Here is an 18,352-nt window from a genome sequence, read left to right as displayed (position 1 = left end):
TGTCCGGGAAGGCGTCCGCTCCGGCGGGCGCCTTCCCGCCGTCTCGTAACCTTCTGGGGTGCCCCCACCCGCGTTGCACGTCGGCTGTGCCATGTGGACCCTCAAGTCCTGGCAGGGCCGCTACGTGGAGCATCCGCTCCCGGCCACCGAACGCCTCCGCGCCTACGCCGGCTGGTGCAACGCCGTCGAGGGCAACACCACGTTCTACGCCACCCCGGCCCGCTCGACGGTCCAGACGTGGGCCGAGCAGACCGCGCCGGACTTCCGCATGGTGCTGAAACTCCCGAAGCCGGTGACGCACGAGCACCGGCTCACGGGCGCCATGCCCGAGATGCGCGCGTTCCTCGACGCGGTCGAGCCCCTGGGCCCGCGCATCCACGCCCTGTGGGTCCAGCTGCCGGCCTCGTTCGGCCCGGAGGACGTCCCCACCCTCGAACGGTTCCTGCGGCGGATGCCGGCGCAGTACCGCTGTGCGGTCGAGGTCCGCCACCCGGCCCTCTTCACCGATCTCGCTTTGGCGGGGGTACTGCGAGCAGCCGGCGCCGAGTGGGTGCCGTTCGACACGACCGCGTTCTTCGCCGCCGCCCCGACGAGCGACGCCGAGCGCGACGCGTGGACGAAGAAGCCGAGGACCCCGCGCCGCGGTGAGGCCCTCACGGCCCACCCGATCGTGCGCTACCTGGGCCGCGACGACGAAGCCGAGACCGTGGCCGGCTGGCAGTTCTGGGTGGCCCAGGCCGTCACCTGGCTCCGCGAGGGCCGCAGCCCCACGTTCTTCATCCACACCCCCGACAACGCCGACGCTCCGCGACTGGCCCGTGACTTCCACACCGCCGTCCGCGCCGAGGTCCCGGCCCTGCCCCCGCTGCCGGAGCCACCCTTGCTGACGTTGTTCTAGAGCCTGATTTCGGTACCGCCGGGCAGCTGCAGGAACGCCAGGAGCCGCTCGGCCTCGGCGTACACCGCCGCCGGGTCGAGGAGCTCGCGAAACGGCGACACTTCGAGCAAGCCCGGCTTGACCTCCCAGGTGCCGGCCACGAACCCGTCCTCGAGGAACGTGGGCCGGACGGCGGAGAGCCCCGGGCAGATGATCGCCTGGTCGGCCGCGGCCACGATGATCCGGGACCGGTCGGCGTGACTGAGCACCAGGTTGTCGAACGCGGGCAGGAACCGCACCGGCGCGACCGCGTCCGCGCTCTCCAGCTCCGCCTCGGGCCGGTCGAACAGCTCCTGTCCGTTGTCGTCGGTGTAGACGCGCAGCTGCGACCGGAGCGCCTCGACGTCCCCGGTGAGCCGCCGCAGCCCCGACCAGTTCTGCAAGTCCGCGACCGAGGCCGGCCCGCAGCTCAGGAGGTACCGCCGAAACAGCTCTTGGATTGTGGGCTTGTCCTCGAGCGGCGCCCCGAGCCACTCCTCGGCCAGGGCGATGTGCACGTGCCCGCGCCGCCGCCAGATCCCGCTCGGCGGCGGATGGATCAGCGCCAGCCGGTGCTGCGCGGCCCAGGCCAGCGCGATCGCCTCGCGGCCGGGAAAGCGCTTGCTCAGCGCCTTGGCCAGCTGCGGCCGGGTCATGGTCGTGCCGTTGAGGGCGGCGCGGGCGGCCTCGGCCAGCTCGTCGAGGTCCACCCCGTCGAGCTGCCGCCGGAACGCCGACAGCCCCCCGTTGCCGATCCGCTCCCGGATCAGCGGCCGCAGCCAGCGGTAGTCAGCCCCGTGGGTGATGTGCTGCGTGCCCCGCAGCAGCCCGCCCCGGACCAGCACCCGCTCCCGCAGCGCGGCACTGAGCGCGTCGTGCGTGAACGCCTCCGACCGGGCCCAGATCCCGACGTAGGGCGCGTCCACGTCCTGCGCCTGCACCGCCACGACCTGCCGCACGACGTCTTCCACACCCGCGTCCGCGCGCTCGAGCAGCAGCTGCCGGCGCAGGTAGGTCCGGTTCAACACCCGCCTGGAAATCCGCACAGACCGAACGGTACGGCCGGATGCGGTCAACCTCTGTCCGCATCCGGCCGTCCATCACGTGACTAGCAGTGGCCGAGGTCTTCCCAGTTGGCGGTCCAGCCGGGCTCGGAGCCCTGCGTCCACCACTTCGCGCGCCACAGGTGCTTGCCCTGGCCGGAGCCCGGGCCGTTCGGGTTGCCGTTGGCGCTCTTCTCGTGCTTCACGGTCTGGCCGGTCGTGTAGATGCCGTTGATCGACCACTCGGGCGCGGCCGCGCAGCTGGTGGCCGGGGGCGTGGAGGTCGACGGCGACGGTGACGACGACGGTGACTTCGACGGGGAGGCCGAAGCCGAGGCCGAGCCGGAGGGCGTCACGCACGGGCCGGACGAGTCCACCGTGTCGGTGAACGCGTTGCCCGCGCCGCGGTAGGCGGCCGCCTGTGACGTGGCCTGGCCGGGGGTGAGGACCTGGTTCTTCGCGTATAGCACCCAGTCGACCTGCTGGATGTAGGTCGAGAGGCCGCCGGAGTGGGCCGCGGTGTCGATGAACCACAGGTTCCAGTTGATGGTCATCGTCTGGCGCGGGTAGAACTTGCCGGAGTGGTCGCCGACCTGCTGGCCGTCGATGTAGTAGATGACGTGGCCGTTGGCGACGGTGACGACGAGGTCGTGCCAGCCGTCGAAGCTGGTGCGCTCCTCCGAGTGGACGTTGTCGGCATACCACGGGTCGTTGCGGTACGTGTACCAGGTCGTCTGGTAGTTGATCGGGCCGGTCTCGCCCCAGCCGCCGTTCGGCAGATACTCGGAGACGTCGAGCTCGCTGTACGTCGGGTCCAGGTCGCCGTTGAGCGGGCTGATGGTGAAGAACGTCTCGTTGATGTGGTCGCCGTCGGCGCCGGACGTCGGCGTGTCGGTGAAGCGGACCCGGGAGGCGTATGTGCCCTCCAGGTAGCGCTTCTGCGCCGAGTACAGCTCGGCCTGGTTGGTGCCGCCGCCGGTGCCGTCGGTCGACGCGGTGAGCTGCATGACCTTCTGGCCACCGTTGGTCGGGAAGGTGATGCTGTTGGCCGACCAGGTGGCGCCGGGGACGCCGGGGCCGCCGGCGTAGGTGCGCGGCACCCACCCGTGTGCGGTCAGCGACGAGTCGGCGGACGAGCTGTAGTTGAAGTCGTCGAACAGGTAGCCGCAGGTGTTGGCGGCGGCACTGGCGGTGCCGGCGCCGGCCACGGTGAGTGCGACGCCGCCGACCGCGCCGGCCAACGCGATGGCCGACGCGATCACTACTGATCGACGTTTACCGAAGGACATGGATAGAACCCTCCCCAGCTTTTTGGTCAGGAAGTGCTACTTGACCGCGCCGGCGGTCATTCCGGCGCGGATGTGCCGTTGGAACGCGACATAGGCGATGAGCACCGGCAGCATGGCAATCGTGAGGCCGGCGAACAGTCCGCTCCAGTCGCTGCGATACCCCTGGCTGACCGACAGGGAGGCCAATCCCTGCGCCAGGACGTACCGGTCCGGGTCGGGGTTGAGAACCAGCGGGAGCAGGTACTGGTTCCAGAGCCCGAGAAAATTGAAGATGCCGACGGCGACCAGGCCCGGGCGGGCCATCGGCAGCATCACGCGGAAGAAGACGCCCGCGTGCGAGCACCCGTCCATGAACGCGGCCTCGGCGACCTCGCCGGGTAGGGTCCGGAAGAACGAATGCAGGAAGAAAACCGTGAATGGTACCGCGTACGCCGCATACACCAGGATGAGTCCCTGATAGGTGCCGAGCAGATGCAGCTGCTGCACGACGAAGAACAGCGGGACGAGGGCCAGGAACACCGGGAAGAACATGGCCGCGACGAACGTGTAGTAGATGAGCCGGTTGCCCCGGAACTCATACCGCGCCAGCGCGTAGGAGACCAGCGCACCCAGCAGCATCGTGAGGATCAAAGCGCCGCCCACGACGATGAGGCTGTTGAGGAAGTACCGCCCGATGTCGGCCTGATTCCACGCCCGCGACCAGTTGCCGAACTGCGGTTTCGCCGGAACGGACCACGGCGAGTTGAGAATCTCGTTGTCCGTCTTGAACGAGCTCATCACCGCCCACAGCAACGGCAGCGCGGTCACCACGCCCCAGGCGAGCATCGCGAAATGCGGCAGAACCCTTCTCACGCCAGCTCCACCCTTTCCTTGCGGCCGGCCCGCAGGGCGAGCACGGCGAGCGTCAGCGTGGCGAAGAACAGCGCGACCCCCATCGCCGACGCGTAGCCGAACCGGCCGAACGTGAAGGCGTTGCGGTACAGGGAAAGGCCGATGACCTCGGTCGCGCCGTCGGGGCCGCCGGGACCCACGGTCATCACCTGCACGACGGCGAAACCGTCCAGAGCACCGATCCCGAGGTACACGAAAGCCACCTGCACCGTGTCCCGGACCAGTGGCAGTGTCACTTTCCGGAACGTGGCCCAGTTGCTGGCCCCGTCGAGCAGTGCGGCCTCGTAGAGCTCCTTCGGAATGGAGTCGATGGCCGCGCTGAACAGCACCATGTAGAACCCGACCGACGACCACACGAGCACCGCCATCACCGACAGCAGGGCCAGATTCGGCTCGGCCAGCCAGCTGCGGGCCAGCGACCCGAGATGGGCCGCCCGCAGCGCCCCGTTGAGCAGGCCGGTGTTCGGGTTGTAGATGAACTGCCAGAGCACGGCGATGACGACCAGGGACAGCAACTGCGGAAAGAAATAGACGATCTGGTACACCCGGGAGCCCGCGATCCCGCGCCGTCCGTCCCGGCCACCCAGGTGCAGCATGCTCGCGAGAAACAAGCCGAGCGCGATCGTCGCGACCGGAATCACCACGAGCATGACCGCGTTGTTGCGCACCGCGTCGAGGAAAAGGGAGTCGCCGCCGAGGCGGGCATAGTTGCCCGCCCCGACGAAATGCGCCTCGCCGGCCACGCCGGTCCAGTCGGTGAGCGAGAGGTAGAACGCCTGCCCGTACGGGGACAGCACGAAGACCACGTGCAGTACCAGTGCGGGGAACAGCGCACCGAACAGGAACCGGAGCCGACCGTGTTTCATCAGCGGGTGTACTTCTTGACGCCGGAGTCCTTCGCGATGGCGTCGGCGGCCTTCTGGATCCGGTCGGCCCATTCGGTGGCGGTGGCGCGCTTGTTCACCAGCTCGCCGGTCGCGTCGTCGACGGCCTTCGCCAGCTCCGCGTACCAGGTGCGGAACCGGAACGTGAAGGCCTCCTTGCCGGCCGCCTTGATCGCGTCGCGGGTGGAGCCGAGGCCGCTGCTCAGCGTCAGCCCGTCGGTCGCACCGGCCACCGCGGGCAGCGTGCCGGCGGTCTGCGCGAACGCCTTCGCCGACTGCTTGGAGAACAGGATCCGCAGGTACTCCATGCCCCCGGCGGTGTTCTTCGCCTTCGACGGCACGATGAACGACTCGGAGCTGGCCGCCTGCACCGCGGCCGCGCCGAACTTGTCGCTCGAGGTGCGGGCCGGCACGGCCCCCATGACCATGTCGAAACCGCTCGGGGCGACGCCCTTCTGCTCGCTCTCCAGCCAGGAGCCGCACGGGATGAACGCGGCCTTGCCCTGGCACCAGGCGGCCTGGGACTCGGTGTGCGAGAGGGCCTCGGAGCCGCTCATGATGTAGCCCTTGCCGGCCAGCTCGGCGAACGCCTCGGCGGCGGCCTTGAGCCCGTCGGCCTTCCACGCGTTGGGCTCGAGGTTGTCGACGCTCTTCAGCAGCGCCTCGCCGCCGACCTTGGCCGCCATGCTCAGCAGCGGGTCGTTGATGTACTCCGGGTATTTGCCCTGGTAGGTCCAGGGTGCGATGCCGGCCGCCTTGATCGTCGCGCACAGGGCCAGCATCTCGTCCCAGGTCTTCGGATACGCCCAGCCCTTGCTCGCGAACAGCGGCTTCGAATACCACAGACCCCACACCGTGTAGGTGAAGTTCAGGGTCAGGACCTGCTTGTCGAAGGTACCGTCGTCGATGACCCCGGGCAGCAGCGTGTCCCGGACCTTCGTGTTCGGGTCGTCGAACGACGGGGCGTCGAGCAGCGCGGTGAGGTCCGACAGCTGCTTCGCGCCGACGAGGGTGGCCAGGTCGAGCCGGCCGGCGCCGGTGTTGTCCACGACGTCCGGGGGCGTGTTGGCGACGAACCGGGGCTGCAGCGCCTCGCCGACCTTCTGGATGCCCTTGTGGTCGATGGCGGCCTTGCTGTACTTGCCCTTGTAGAGGTCCTCGGCGTGCTTGGCGTAGTCGTCGCCGTACCCACCCTTGAAGATCACGACCTCGAGCGGGGCGTCGTCCTTGACCCCGAGCGGGTTCTCGGCGCTCTTCGCACCGCCGTTCGCGGCGGGCTTGTCACTGCTGTTGTCACCACTGGTCACACAGGCACTGAGCAGCGGCGCGGCGATGGCGACACCGGCGCCTGCCTTTAACAGCGCGCGGCGGCTGGGATAGGTTGGCGTGGAAGGTGAGGGGTTCATGGCAAGGCTCGCTCTCCCTTTATGCGGTACGCCGGATGCGCCCGGCGTACCGCGCTTCAAGTGCTGCGTTGTGCTCCCGTCCGCCCGGCACGTTGTCGGACAGGTAGATCGGCGGGGTGACGCCGAGGGCCAGCAGGCGGGCCACCACCTCGGTGACGATCTGCTGGGCCAGCAGCGCCGCCGTGATCGAGGAGACGGCACCGACGGCGCCGCCGCCCGGCAACGGCAGCGACGCGTCGCCATACGGGGCCCCGTTGTCCAGGACCACGTCGGCGAGGTCGCTGAGCTTGAGCCCGCTCGCGTGCCGGGAGTCGACCCGCGCGGAGTGCTCGAGCGACGTGATCGCGATGAGGGCGTGGCCGCGGTCCTTGACCAGCTGCGCCATCTCCACGACGGCGCCGTTGACGCCGGAGTTGGAGGCGATGACGAACGTGTCGTCGGGTTTGACCGGGGCCAGGTCGTAGAGCTTGTGCGCGACGGCCGGGGTGCGCTCCAGCTGCGGGTCGGCCAGGGCGCTCTGCGGCTCGCCGCCGTAGAGGACGATGTCGCGCAGGGCGATGCGGTTGGTCGGGACGAGCCCGCCGGCCCGGCCCGCGATCTCCATGGCGAGCGCCTCGGAGTGCCCGCAGCCGAACGCCTGGATCACCCCGCCCGCCTGGATCGTCGCGGTCATCAGGTCGGCGGCGTGCGCCACCCGGTCGCCCTGCGTGGTCCCGACGCGCTCGATGGCGGCCCGGATCACCTCGACGTAGTCGGCACTTCTGATGGTCACAGCGGCTTTTCCCTCCGTGGTCGCTTGCGGTTGCTGTTCGTGTCGGGCACCCGGTGCGCGTCGACGGCGCGCACGGTGAGCTCGAGGGCCTCGGCGGTGCGCTCGTAGGTGCGCTGCGCCACCGCGACGTAGATGAGGTCCAGGACCAGCAGCTGCGAGTGCAGCGCGGAGAGGGCCGCCACCCGGAAGGTGGTCTCGTGGACGGAGGTGGTGAACACGACGTCGGCGACCTCGGCCAGCGGCGAGCGCCCGTAGGAGGTCACCGCCACCGTCATCGCCCCGTGGTCGGCGGCCTCGGCCATCGTCTCGATGACCTCGCGGGTGCGCCCGGAGTGCGACAGCCCGATCGCGACGTCGCCAGGCCCGAGCAGCGCCGCGTTGGTGAGCGCGGTGTGGCTGTCGGAGCGATACCAGACCGGGACCCGGATCCGTTCGAGGCGAAACGCCATTTCCCTTCCGGCGGTACCGCTGGATCCGAGCCCGAAGATCTCGACGCGCCCGGCCCCGGCGATCGCCGCCGCGACCCGCTCGGCCGCGGCGACGTCCAGCCCGGCCGCGGTCGTCTGGATCGCCCGGGTGTCGGCCGCGGTGATCACGCCGAGCACGTCGGCGAGCGGGTCACCGGGTGCGATGTCGCCGCTGATGTCGGTCTCCCAGCGGGCCTGCTCGGCCCGCCCGGTCTCGGTGGCGATGGCCACCCGCAGGTTGGCGTACCCTTTGAAGCCAAGCGTCCGGCTGAACCGCGTGACCGTCGCCGTCGAGGTCCCCGACCGCTCGGCCAGGTCGACGATGCTGGCGTGCGCTGCCGTCTCGGGATCCTCGAGGATCGTCTCCGCGATCTTCGCCAGGGCCTCCGGCATGGTCGGCCCCTCGATGCGGAGCCGCCCGAGCAGCCCGCCACTCTCACCCGTCACCGGTCATCCTTTTCATCGTTCTGCCTTGGCGATGAAAATTACGACCACTTCAACTTCTAGTCAATAAGAACTTTCTATGTTTCCATCGACGCCATGGCTGTGGTGGTTGGAGTGGACGCGGGCGGGACCGCATCGAAGGCCGTGGTCCTCGACCAGGCCGGCCACGAACTCGGCCGCGGCCGCGCGGGCCCGGGGAACCCCTCGGCGACGGGGGCGGCGGCCGTACGCGCCATCGGGTCGGCGCTGCGGTCGGCGTTACGGGCGGCCGGGGTGCCGGACCCGGCGGCGGTGACCTCTGGGGTGGTCGGCGTCGCCGGGGCCAGCGCCCTCGCCGACCCCGCGATCGCCGCCGAGTTCAAGGCCGAATGGGCGAACCTGGGCCTGACCACCGAACCGCGCATCGTCGGCGACGCGGTGACCGCGTTCGCCGCGGGCGGCGACTGGCCGGCCGGCGCCGTCCTGATCAGCGGCACGGGCGCGGTCGCGGCCCTGGTCGACGGCCTCGAGGTCGTTCGCGTCGCCGACGGCCTGGGCTGGCTCCTGGGCGATGAGGGCTCCGGCTTGTGGCTCGGCCTGCGGGCGGTACGACTGGCGGCCCGAAAATGGGAAGCACCCTTGTCCCGCCGGGTCGCCGCCCACGCCGCGGCCGCGACTCCGGACGCGCTCGTCCGCTGGGCGCAGGCGCTGCCCCCGTTCGGCGCCCTGGCCCCGGTCGTCTGCGCACTCGCCGAGTCCGGGGACCCCGACGCGACCACCATCGTCACCGAGGCCGGGGCCAGGCTGGTGGCGACCCTCGACGAGCTGGACTCCCCCGGGGCCCCGGTGGTCCTGGGCGGCGGCCTGCTGACCGCGGACACCCCGGTCCGCCGCGCCGTCCTGGCCCAGCTGGCCGGCCGCGGCACCACCGTGGGCACCGCGGCCGACCCCGCGCTCGGCGCCGCGCGGCTGGCTGCGCGCCTCGTTCGCTGACGACCGCCGCCGACATGTCGGGCGCTGGCGCGCCGCGACATGTCGGACTTATCGCCCGACGGGGTATCCGCCGGGATCAGAACCGGGTCGTCAGGAAGTCCCGCGCCTGCAGGGCCGCCGCGGTGATGCGGACGTCGCCGATGAAGCCGTAGAAGCCCTGGCCGAACTGCTCCGCGAACTGGGTCGCCCCGAGCACGAACGGCTTGCCGAACGTGGTGATGCCCTTCGACGGCTGGGTGGGGTTGCGGGCGATCGGCGAGCCGCCGACGTACACCACCGTCTTGCGGGCGTCGTTGACGACGGCCAGGTGCATCCAGCGGCCCACCGGCAGCGCGTGGCTCCAGGACGTCGGGTCGGCGTCGCGGTCGGTCGGGTACACCACGAACTGCAGGAACCGCTCCGGGGAGAGGTTGAGGCTGCAGGTCGGCTCCTCCGGGGACCAGCCGCTGGTCTTGCCGGCGTCGCCGTTGCGTCCCTCCCAGCTGAGGATGCCCATCCAGGCGTGGTCGCCCTCGAACGGCGCGGGGAACTTCACGAACGCCTCGATGGTGTAGCCGCGCTCGAAGCGGTCGCTGTTGATCGGCGCCGACCGGACGGCCTCCAGGATGGCGCCGCGGTCCGGCGACTTGCCGCCGTCGAAGCGCAGGCTGGCGTGGGCCGGGGCGCCGGCGTGGTGCTCGGCCGACGTGACCAGGGCGCTGGCCGCGCTGGCGTGCAGGCGCTGCACGACCAGGTCGTTGCCCTTGCCGGTGAGGTCCCTGACCACCGTGCCGTCGGTGACCGCGGCGCCGTTCTGCCGGCCGAGGCCGTCGAAGCGCCAGTAGGCGGCGGTGTCGCGGCCGATGACCGCGGAGGCCGGGCGGGGGCCCGGCGGGGTGGCGGGGGCGAAGCCGGCGAAGCGGGCCGCGAAGTCGATCGACAGGCTGAAGCGGTCGGTATCGCCGGTCAGCTCGATCGTCTCGGCCTCGAGCCGGTTGCGCTTGCGCGGGTCGTGGTTGAGGAACCACGGCGAGAACGTCTCGACGTCGATGACGTCGCGGGCCAGGTCGAAGTGGTACAGGCGGATCATCCCGGCACCGCCGTAGTAACGGTCCTGGTAGTTCGTGATGTGCACGTGCACGTCGTGGCCGGCGTCGTTGCGCAGCACGGTCCGGCCGGGCGGCCAGAAGTGGCCGTTGAGGGTCAGGAAGATCTGGTCATTGCGCTTGATGAAGGTGTCCCACAGCCGCTGGCCGTAGTCGGACAGGTGCGCCTGACCGCTGTCCTCGGACCAGGCCAGCTCGTGCGTGGTGAGGATGACCGGCAGCGTCCGGTGCGCGTCGAGCACGCCCTGCGCCCAGGCCAGGCCCTTGGCCGAGACCCGCCAGTCCAGGGCCAGGACGATCCACTGCCGGTCGGCCGCGGTCAGAATGTGGAAGGAGTTGTACCCGTCCGGCGAGGCCCCGCCGAACGTCGGCATCTGCGTGAACCGTGGCGACGCCGCGCCGAACGCCCGCCGGTAGGCGGAGTCGCCGCGCTGGTCGTCGGTGCCGCCGTTGATGTCGTGGTTGCCGGCCAGGACGCTGTAGGGCAGCCGGCCGTCGAGGTCCTGGAACGTGTCGGAGGCGAGCCCGATCTCGTGCTCGCTGCCGTGCTCGGTCACGTCGCCGAGGTGGGCCATGAACACGATGTTCGAGTCGGTCCGCTCGCGGCTGAGCAGATACTTGAAGGTCTCCTTGAGCGGCTCCGGCCGCGAACTGTCCTCGTCGAACAGGTACTGCGTGTCCGGCAGCACCGCCAGGGCGAAGCGCGGGACGGAGCCGTCGGACTTGCCGCCCCCCTGCGACTCGGCGGCGGAAGCGGTCTCGGCCGTCGCGGCGAGCACGGCCCCGGCCGCCGGCACCGCCACCGCGGCCCGCAGCAGCGAGCGCCGCCCGACCGGCCCGGAATTATCGACTGCAGTCATGCCCGGACCCTCGGCCCCGGACCTGACGCCCAGGTGCCGCCCAGCCGAACGAGCGACGCCGCTCGATAAAAACCTTTACCGAATCCGCCGGTCGACGTCCCGGGCGACGAGGTACAGCACCACAGCGTTGAGGCAGTGCCACCCCCAGTGCAGCCCCACCGGCACGGCATGACAGAGCGGCCCGTCAAGGGTGCGAAGCGTGAGCGACACCGCGAACACGCCGGTGGCCACCCCGAGGCCCCGCGACCGCAGGGCGACCGCAAACCCGGCCAGTGCGAGCGCCGCCGGAAGATAACCTCCCAGGGTGTACTGCCGCCCGGCGAGCGCCAGCAGAACGTCCACGAACACGGCGAACACCACGAACGCCGGTGCTGCGATCCAGGCGAGCCCGGCCCGCACCCCAAGCCCGTACCGCGTCAACGCCACGACCGCCACCAGCACGAACACGAGGATCGACAACGAGTCGAGCGCCGCCGTCACCCCGACCGCGTAGGTGTGGAACGACAGGCTGCAGAGCCCGACGACCCCCAGCAGGATGGGCAGCGTCCTGTGCCGCGACCGGATGAGCAACACCGCGCAGGCGACGAGGAACGCCACGTTGGACACCGCGTTGAGCGGCTCCGCCCAGAGCGCCGGCCCGACGCGCTCGCAGTACCCATCGACGTGGTTCACGCCGCGAAGCTACCGGCGCGAGTTGAAGCTCCGCTGACACCCACCCGAACCCGAGAATTCGCCCGTCCCGTACATCACGTTCAGTGCCCATGCGATGGCAAAGCGTCACATTTGTCAGATGCTGTGTGGAAGACTCCGGATGCGGCCATGGGGAGGTGTGTCGCCCTCAGTCGCCGTAATTGGGAGCACCATGCGCACGTTTCCCCTGTCCAGACACCAGACCCGCCGGCTGGCCGGCGCCGCCGTGAGCGCGGCCCTGCTGTCGCTCGGCCACGCCGCCGTGTCCGGGACGCCCGCATACGCGGCGGCCGGCTGCGTCACCACCACCGGCTCGACCACGATCCAGGTCGTGTGCAGTGCGGCCGGCAGTGACCAGATCTCGATTCCGGCCGGCGTGCTCCCGACCGTGCACGTGGCGGTCACCGGCGCGGGCGGCGGCGGCAGCAAGTCGAACACCTTCTGGTCCGCCGGCGGCAAGGGCGCCGTCGTCACCGGCGACGTCACCCCGCCCGCGAACACCGGCTACCTCAAGGTCATCGTCGGCGCCGGTGGCGTCGCCGGTGTCCCCTCCCCGTTCAACACGACCGGCCCCGGTGGTGGCGGCGACGGCTCCGGCATCTTCGCCTACGACGCCGGCAACACGCTCCTCGCCGACGTCATCGTCGCCGGCGGCGGTGGCGGCGCCGGGGGCCGGGACATCAACGGCACGGTCAACGGCGGCGGCGGCAACGCCGGTGCCGCCGGTGCCGACTCCGGCTACCCCGGGTACTACATGGCGCAGGGCGGCCCGCCCGGTGATCCGTCCGGCGCCGGCGGCGCCGCGGCCACCGGCTCGGGCAACCTCGGCGGGGCCAGCAGCACCGCCGGCGACAGCCGGGTGCCCGGTTCGGGCACGATCGCCGCGGGCGGTGCCGGGCGTCGATGAGTGGCTACCGCCGCGGCGGTAACGGCGGCGGCGGGTACGGCGGCGGCGCGGGCGGCGCCGTCGGGTGGGTCAGCAGCATCCAGTGGGTGAACGGCGGTGGCGGCGGCGGCTCCTCCTACGTCAACAATGCCCTCGTCAGCAACGCGAGCACGGCCCTGTCGAGCACGAGCGCCGGCGCCGGCGGTGCCGGCATTCCGAACTTCGCGCCCATTCCCGCCGGTGACGGCGGCACGGGCCAGGTGGTCCTGACGTTCGACCTGATCCCGTCGGCACCCACGCTCACGTCGGTCGCGGCCACGTCCGGCCCGCAGGCGGGCGGCGGCAACCTCGTCATCACCGGCACCGGCCTCACCGGCGCGACGGCCGTGACGGTCGGCGGGACCGCCTGCACGTCGTACACAGTGGACAGCGCCACCCAGATCACCTGTGTGCTGCCGTCCGCGTCGAGCGCGGGCGCCGCGGCGGTCCAGGTGACGACGCCCGGCGGGGCCGGAACGCTCGCCGGTGCGCACACCTACGTGGCGGCGCCCGCACCGTCGGCCAGGACCAGCACCGGCGCCGGCACCGACCCGCAGAGCGTCACCCTCGACGTGCCGGACGGAGGGACCGTCACCCTGCTCAGCAACGGTTCCCCGGCCACGACCGTGACGGTGGACGCCCAGGAGGGCACCTACACCCTCGACCCGCAGACGGGCGCCGTCACGTTCACCGCCGTCGCGGGCTTCCACGGTACGGCGCAGCCGGTGCACTACCGGGTCACCGACGCGTACGGCCAGTCCGGCAGCGCCGTCTACACGCCGAGCGTGACCGTTCCGCCGCCGCCCACGGCGCCGGACCGCACTACCAGCGGCGTCGGCACGGCACCGCAGACGGCGACCCTGCCGGTGCCGCCGAAAGGCAACATCGCGCTGCTCGACGAGAACGGCAACCCGACCACCTCGCTCCTGATCCCGCAGAAAGGCACCTACACGCTCAGCCTCAGTCAGAGCCAGGCTCTGTCGGTGGCAACGGTGGCCCTGCCCAACCCGTCGGACCAGGCCGGCACCGCGGTCGTCACGTTCACACCGGTCCTCGGCTTCCACGGCATGCTCCCGCCGATCAACTACACGGTGACCGACGCCTACGGCCAGACCGACACCGCCACCTACACCCCCGCCGTGTCCATCCCCGCCCCGCCCGCCCCGCCGTCGAAGACGACCACCGGCGGCGTCGACGGCACGCAGACGACCAGCGTGCCGGTGCCCGAAGGCGGCTCCATCCACCTGGTCGACGCCCGCGGCCACGCCGCCACCCTGGTCAGCATCGCGCGGCAGGGTGTGTACGTCCTGCAACCGAACACCGGCACGATAACCTTCGTGCCGGAGGCGAGCTTCTCCGGCCGCGCCACAGCGGTGCGGTACGTCGTCGTCGACGCCTACGGCCAGGCCGCCGAGGCGAGCTACACCGCGGTCGTCGGGGGTGCGACCCTGGCCGTCACCGGGTTAAACGTGCTCGCGCTCGTCACGACCGGCGTGGCGCTGATTCCGGCCGGCTCCGCGCTCATCACCCTCGGCCGGCCGCGCCGCCGCCGGGCCTGAAGCGCCTCGGTTCATCGTGCGGGCGGTCCGGCCGTGGACCGCCCGCACGACCCGCCGGCCGGGCGGACAGCCACCGCAGGATCGCCTCGGTCGTCTCCTCCGGCCGCTCCTGCTGGATCCAGTGACCGCAGTCCAGACTGATCACCTCCGCCTTCGGCACGAACTGCGTCAGTCTCGCCGCCTTCGCGACCGTGTCGCGGTCGCCGTAGATCATGAGCGCGGGTTGCCGGATGATCGGGTCGACGTCCGCCAGCCGGCGCCAGTTGCGATCCAGGTTCCGGTACCAGTTGATACCGCCCGTGAACCCGGTCGACTCGAAGGCGGAGACGAAGACCGCCAGTTCGCTGTCGCTCATGACGGGCTCACCGAGCGGGGTCTCCGCTCTGGCCAGGTTGATCAACGCATTGCCCGGCCGCGGCTCGGCGAGGGGCACGTTCTTCCGGTACAGGTTCCGGAGGAACCGCGACGTGTGCTCCGCGAACACCGCGTCGGCGACGCCCGGCCGCCGGTTGAAGTGCACGAAGTAGAAGTCGGCGCCGAGCACGGCCTCCATGACCTCGATCCAGGGCCGCTCCCCGCGCTCCTGGTAGGGCAGGCTCAGCGCGACCACGCCGTTGACCCGGTCCGGGTGCAGCAGGGTCAGGCCCCAGACGACGAACGCGCCCCAGTCGTGGCCGACGAAGGTGGCGTCTTCGTAGCCGTAGTGATCGAGGAGGGCGACCAGGTCACCCGACAGGTGCTCGATGTCGTAGTCCGTCACTTCGGTGGGGCGGGACGAATTGCCGTACCCCCGCTGGTTCGGGACGATGACGTGGTAGCCCGCCGCCGCGAGGGCCGGCACCTGATAGCGCCACGAAAAAGCGTGCTCCGGCCAGCCGTGACAGAGCACGATGGGGTTGCCCGCGTTGCGCCGGCCGGCTTCGAAGACCTCGAGTTCCACACCGTTGACCGAAATGCGGGTGGGCTCCGGAAAGTCGATTGTCATGCCGGCATCGTGCCGAGCGATACCGGCCACCTCCTGACCGGTTTCGGTGACAGTGTTGCCGGATGCGAGCTGACCGGTTGATGGCCGTCCTCCTGCTGCTGCAACACCGCGAGCGGGTGACCGCCGCGGAGGTCGCCCGGGAGCTGGAGATCTCCGAGCGCACCGCCCGCCGCGACCTCGACGCCCTGGGCATGGCCGGCGTGCCGGTGTACTCCGTGCGGGGCCGGGGCGGCGGCTGGCGCCTCGTGGGCGGCGCCCGCACCGACCTGTCCGGGTTGACCGCGGGTGAGGCCCGCGCGCTGTTCCTGGTCGCCGGGCCGGCTGCGGCGGTCACGCCGGCCGTGCGAGCGGCGCTGCGCAAGCTCGTCCACGCCCTGCCGGAGCCGTTCCGGGTGCAGGCCGAGGCGGCGGCGTCGTCGCTCGTCACGGACCCGCAACGATGGGGGGCGAGCCGGGTCGAGCCCCGGCCGCCGCGCTTCCTCGACGAGCTCCAGGACGCGGTGATCCGCGGCGTCCAGGTCCGGCTCGGCTACGTCGACCGCGAACGCACCGAAACCGAGCGAACCGTCCACCCGCTGGGCATCGTCGCCAAAGGCCCGTCGTGGTACCTCGTCGCCGGCACCGGAACCGGCCGGCGGACCTTCCGGATCGACCGCGTGTCGTCGGTCGGCCCGACCGCCGATCCCGTGCACCGCCCCGCGGACTTCGACCTCGCCCAGAGCTGGCGCGAGATCGCCGACGAGGTCGAACGCCGGCGAACCCCCCTCGAAGCCCGGGCGATGTGCGCGCCCCACGCGATAGCCGTGCTCCGCATGGCGTTCGGTCCTCGACTCGAAGTGGGAGGGGCCACGGCCGACGGCCGCATCGAGGTCGTGATCCGCGGCACCGACGAACGCATCCTCGCGGGCGAGCTGGCCGGGCTCGTCGACTACCTCGAGGTGGCCGGACCCGCGGGGGTGCGCGACCAGCTGGCCGCGATCGGCAACACGCTCGCCAAACGATACGGCCCGGACCGGCCGCGATCGCCCTGCTAGGCGCCGGCGCCCCCGTCGACCGGCACGATCGCGCCGGTCACCATCGCGGCCCGGTCGCTGAGCAGCCAAGCGGCCACCTCGGCGACCTCACGCGGCTCGGCCATACGGCCCAGGGGCACCGACGCGTTGATCCGGTCCTTCACGCCGGGGGACGCCGCCTCCCACTCCTCGATCATCGCGGTGGCGGTGCCACCCGGTGTGATGCCGTTGACCCGTACCCCTTGCCGCGCCCAGGTCACGGCGGCGGTCTCGGTGAGGCTGTTCAAGGCGCGCTTCATCGCCCCGTACGCCGGCAGCTGCGGATTCGCGCGGCGGCTGCCGATGCTCGACGTGTTCACGATCGCGCCGCCGCCGTGGCGGGTCATCAGCGCGAACTCCGCGTTCATCGCCGTCCAGTGCCCGCGGAAGTTCACCGCGAACTGCCGGTCGACGTCTTCGTCGCTTGTCGCGTCGAGCGGCCCGGGACGCTGGACCACCGCACCGTTGTTGAATGCTCCGTCGAGCCGGCCGTGCAGCTCGGCCACCCGCTCGACGCCGGCGCGGATGCTCGCGCGGTCGGCGAGGTCCAGCGCGACCGCGTCGGCCACGCCGCCCCCGGCGCGGATCTGCTCGACAAGGCCGTTGAGGGCGTCGAGGCCACGCGCGGCGAGCACGACCGCCGCACCCTCCTGGGCGAACAGCCGGGCCGCGGCCGCACCGATGCCGCGGCTCGCGCCGGTGATGAGCACGACCTTGCCGTTCAGCAGGCCGATCGGGGTCGACACGATGTCATTGGTCATGCGGTCAGCCTGGCTCGGTACCGCCACCGCATGCAGGTACAGCTGGTACCAGGATGACCGGGGCACGAGCGGGCAGACTGGCAGGCATGGACAAGCAGGAGCTCGGGGCGTTCCTCCGCAGCCGCCGCGAGCGGCTCCACCCGCTCGACGTGGGCCTGCCCGCCGGGCCGCGGCGGCGGACACCGGGCCTGCGCCGCGAGGAGGTCGCGGTCCTCGCCCACATCTCCACCGAGTACTATCTGCGCCTCGAACAGGGCCGGGCGCCCCGCCCGTCGGCCGAGGTCCTGGCCGCCGTCGCCGGCGCGCTGCGGCTCACCGACGCCGAGTCCGGCCATCTGCACGTGCTCGCCGGCACCGCACCCGCCCGGGGCGGCCGGCACCGCCGCGAGGTGCGCCCGAGCATTCTCGCCCTGCTCGACCGGCTGCCGCAGACCGCCGCCTTCGTGACCTCCGCGATGTTCGAGGTGCTCGCCTGGAACGATCTGGCGGCCGCGCTGATGGAGGACTTCGGCCCGCTCAGCGTCCGCGACCGCAACCTCGCCCGCCGGGCGTTCCGCGAATCGCCGCACGACGACATGCCGCTGTACGGGATCTCCGACGCCACCGAGTTCCGCCACCACGTCGTGCGGAAGCTGCGCGCCACCGCAGCGCGCTACCCCCGTGACCCCGCGGTGACCGAACTGGTCGACGACCTGCGCCGGGACAGCCGCGAGTTCGCGCGGTTGTGGGACCGCCACGACGTGCAGACCGCGCCGATGCTCACCAAGACCTTCCACCATCCGGTCGTCGGCGAGATCACCGTCAACTGCGACGGGCTCACCCTCGACGACAGCGACCAGCACCTCGTGCTGTACAGCGCACCCCCGGGCTCACACGACGCGCAGGCGCTGGCCCTGCTCACCGTGATCGGCGCCGACTACGCGCCCGCACGCGACCCACACTGACCGAGGCCGCCGTGCAGCAGGGGCGGTAGCAGCCGGAGCTCAGGCCGGCGTCGACCACCAGTGTTCGATGACCACCGCGTCACCGACCGAGTCGTCGACGGTCCGGTGCGGTTCGAGGTCCACGATCCGGTCGTCGTCGGGCTGGAACGGCCGCCGCGCGTCCCGGACCCCGAGCACCGGTCCGAGCGCGTCGATGGCCGGCTTCCACAACGCCGCCCAGTTCCGCCGCCGCGCGACCGTGCAGTGCACGCGCAGCGCCACCGGGCCGGCTGCGAGCGGCTCGTGTACCACGGCGGCACAGGCGTCGTGGACCTGCTGCTTCCACGCGGTGGACTCCGATGCCGCGGACGTCCGCACGATCAGTGCCGGCACCGGGGTCGCCGCGGTCGCGGGCACGGCGGCGGAGG

At 71.5% G+C, this 18,352-nt stretch carries 18 protein-coding genes; 6 read left to right on the top strand and 12 right to left on the bottom strand.

Annotated features, from left to right (window positions below):
* Window positions 1-91 precede the first annotated feature (91 nt).
* Window positions 92-898 carry a DUF72 domain-containing protein gene (locus ACIA8L_RS05490; protein ID WP_395901742.1) on the top strand — a complete coding sequence of 269 codons (807 nt, stop codon included), beginning with the start codon at window positions 92-94 and terminating at the stop codon, window positions 896-898.
* Here ACIA8L_RS05490 and ACIA8L_RS05485 read toward each other — a convergent pair.
* The 7 genes from ACIA8L_RS05485 to ACIA8L_RS05455 all read right to left on the bottom strand — a co-directional run bounded on the left by ACIA8L_RS05485 (window position 895) and on the right by ACIA8L_RS05455 (window position 8,115).
* Window positions 895-1,962, bottom strand: coding sequence for a winged helix DNA-binding domain-containing protein (locus ACIA8L_RS05485; RefSeq protein WP_395900686.1), 1,068 nt, complete (start codon window positions 1,960-1,962; stop codon window positions 895-897). The two genes, ACIA8L_RS05490 and ACIA8L_RS05485, sit on opposite strands and share 4 nt — an antisense overlap.
* 62 nt (window positions 1,963-2,024) lie before the next feature.
* Window positions 2,025-3,248, bottom strand: a complete 1,224-nt coding sequence (locus tag ACIA8L_RS05480) for a glycosyl hydrolase (RefSeq protein ID WP_395900684.1) — start codon at window positions 3,246-3,248, stop codon at window positions 2,025-2,027.
* A gap of 36 nt (window positions 3,249-3,284) precedes the next feature.
* On the bottom strand, window positions 3,285-4,073 hold the full coding sequence (locus tag ACIA8L_RS05475; protein WP_395901740.1) for a carbohydrate ABC transporter permease: 789 nt from the start codon (window positions 4,071-4,073) through the stop codon (window positions 3,285-3,287).
* Window positions 4,074-4,096: 23 nt separating this feature from the next.
* Window positions 4,097-5,005: a carbohydrate ABC transporter permease gene (locus ACIA8L_RS05470; RefSeq protein WP_395900682.1), complete on the bottom strand. Its 909-nt coding sequence runs from the start codon at window positions 5,003-5,005 to the stop codon at window positions 4,097-4,099.
* Window positions 5,005-6,429 (bottom strand): N-acetylglucosamine/diacetylchitobiose ABC transporter substrate-binding protein, encoded by a 1,425-nt coding sequence (ngcE, locus tag ACIA8L_RS05465; RefSeq protein WP_395900680.1) that lies wholly within the window; start codon window positions 6,427-6,429, stop codon window positions 5,005-5,007. The genes ACIA8L_RS05470 and ngcE overlap by 1 nt, the downstream gene beginning before the upstream one ends.
* A gap of 19 nt (window positions 6,430-6,448) precedes the next feature.
* Window positions 6,449-7,195, bottom strand: coding sequence for a sugar isomerase domain-containing protein (locus tag ACIA8L_RS05460; RefSeq protein ID WP_395901738.1), 747 nt, complete (start codon window positions 7,193-7,195; stop codon window positions 6,449-6,451).
* A 2-nt stretch (window positions 7,196-7,197) separates the two neighbouring features.
* Window positions 7,198-8,115: a MurR/RpiR family transcriptional regulator gene (locus ACIA8L_RS05455; RefSeq protein WP_395900678.1), complete on the bottom strand. Its 918-nt coding sequence runs from the start codon at window positions 8,113-8,115 to the stop codon at window positions 7,198-7,200.
* A gap of 93 nt (window positions 8,116-8,208) precedes the next feature.
* Between ACIA8L_RS05455 and ACIA8L_RS05450 the strand changes: the two genes are divergently transcribed.
* Entirely contained in the window at window positions 8,209-9,084 is an 876-nt protein-coding gene (locus tag ACIA8L_RS05450; RefSeq protein WP_395900676.1) for an N-acetylglucosamine kinase, read from the top strand.
* 76 nt (window positions 9,085-9,160) lie between these two features.
* Here the strand turns inward: ACIA8L_RS05450 and ACIA8L_RS05445 are convergent, their stop codons facing one another.
* The gene (locus ACIA8L_RS05445; protein WP_395900674.1) at window positions 9,161-11,029 is read right to left on the bottom strand and encodes a LamG-like jellyroll fold domain-containing protein; all 1,869 of its coding nucleotides are present in this window, start codon (window positions 11,027-11,029) and stop codon (window positions 9,161-9,163) included.
* A gap of 75 nt (window positions 11,030-11,104) precedes the next feature.
* The gene (locus ACIA8L_RS05440; protein ID WP_395900672.1) at window positions 11,105-11,701 is read right to left on the bottom strand and encodes a hypothetical protein; all 597 of its coding nucleotides are present in this window, start codon (window positions 11,699-11,701) and stop codon (window positions 11,105-11,107) included.
* Between the two features lie 190 nt (window positions 11,702-11,891).
* Here ACIA8L_RS05440 and ACIA8L_RS05435 point away from each other — a divergent pair, with 190 nt between their 5' ends.
* Both ACIA8L_RS05435 and ACIA8L_RS05430 read left to right on the top strand, forming a co-directional pair.
* Window positions 11,892-12,626: a hypothetical protein gene (locus tag ACIA8L_RS05435; protein WP_395900670.1), complete on the top strand. Its 735-nt coding sequence runs from the start codon at window positions 11,892-11,894 to the stop codon at window positions 12,624-12,626.
* Window positions 12,623-14,203, top strand: coding sequence for an IPT/TIG domain-containing protein (locus ACIA8L_RS05430; protein WP_395900668.1), 1,581 nt, complete (start codon window positions 12,623-12,625; stop codon window positions 14,201-14,203). The genes ACIA8L_RS05435 and ACIA8L_RS05430 overlap by 4 nt, the downstream gene beginning before the upstream one ends.
* Here ACIA8L_RS05430 and ACIA8L_RS05425 read toward each other — a convergent pair.
* Window positions 14,169-15,188: an alpha/beta fold hydrolase gene (locus ACIA8L_RS05425; RefSeq protein ID WP_395900666.1), complete on the bottom strand. Its 1,020-nt coding sequence runs from the start codon at window positions 15,186-15,188 to the stop codon at window positions 14,169-14,171. The two genes, ACIA8L_RS05430 and ACIA8L_RS05425, sit on opposite strands and share 35 nt — an antisense overlap.
* Before the next feature lie 62 nt (window positions 15,189-15,250).
* On the opposite strand from ACIA8L_RS05425, the gene ACIA8L_RS05420 reads away from it, so the two are divergent.
* Window positions 15,251-16,222 (top strand): helix-turn-helix transcriptional regulator, encoded by a 972-nt coding sequence (locus tag ACIA8L_RS05420; RefSeq protein WP_395900664.1) that lies wholly within the window; start codon window positions 15,251-15,253, stop codon window positions 16,220-16,222.
* On the opposite strand, the gene ACIA8L_RS05415 is transcribed toward ACIA8L_RS05420, so the two are convergent.
* The gene (locus tag ACIA8L_RS05415; protein WP_395900662.1) at window positions 16,219-17,001 is read right to left on the bottom strand and encodes an SDR family NAD(P)-dependent oxidoreductase; all 783 of its coding nucleotides are present in this window, start codon (window positions 16,999-17,001) and stop codon (window positions 16,219-16,221) included. The genes ACIA8L_RS05420 and ACIA8L_RS05415 overlap by 4 nt on opposite strands.
* Window positions 17,002-17,087: 86 nt before the next feature.
* On the opposite strand from ACIA8L_RS05415, the gene ACIA8L_RS05410 reads away from it, so the two are divergent.
* Window positions 17,088-17,945 (top strand): helix-turn-helix transcriptional regulator, encoded by an 858-nt coding sequence (locus tag ACIA8L_RS05410; protein WP_395900660.1) that lies wholly within the window; start codon window positions 17,088-17,090, stop codon window positions 17,943-17,945.
* A gap of 39 nt (window positions 17,946-17,984) precedes the next feature.
* On the opposite strand, the gene ACIA8L_RS05405 is transcribed toward ACIA8L_RS05410, so the two are convergent.
* On the bottom strand, window positions 17,985-18,341 hold the full coding sequence (locus tag ACIA8L_RS05405; RefSeq protein ID WP_395900658.1) for a hypothetical protein: 357 nt from the start codon (window positions 18,339-18,341) through the stop codon (window positions 17,985-17,987).
* Window positions 18,342-18,352: the final 11 nt, after the last annotated feature.

It is taken from the genome of Dactylosporangium sp. NPDC051541, assembly GCF_044454505.1.
In the GTDB taxonomy this organism is placed as follows: Bacteria; Actinomycetota; Actinomycetes; order Mycobacteriales; family Micromonosporaceae; genus Dactylosporangium.
This window is presented reverse-complemented; position numbering and strand designations above follow the sequence as displayed.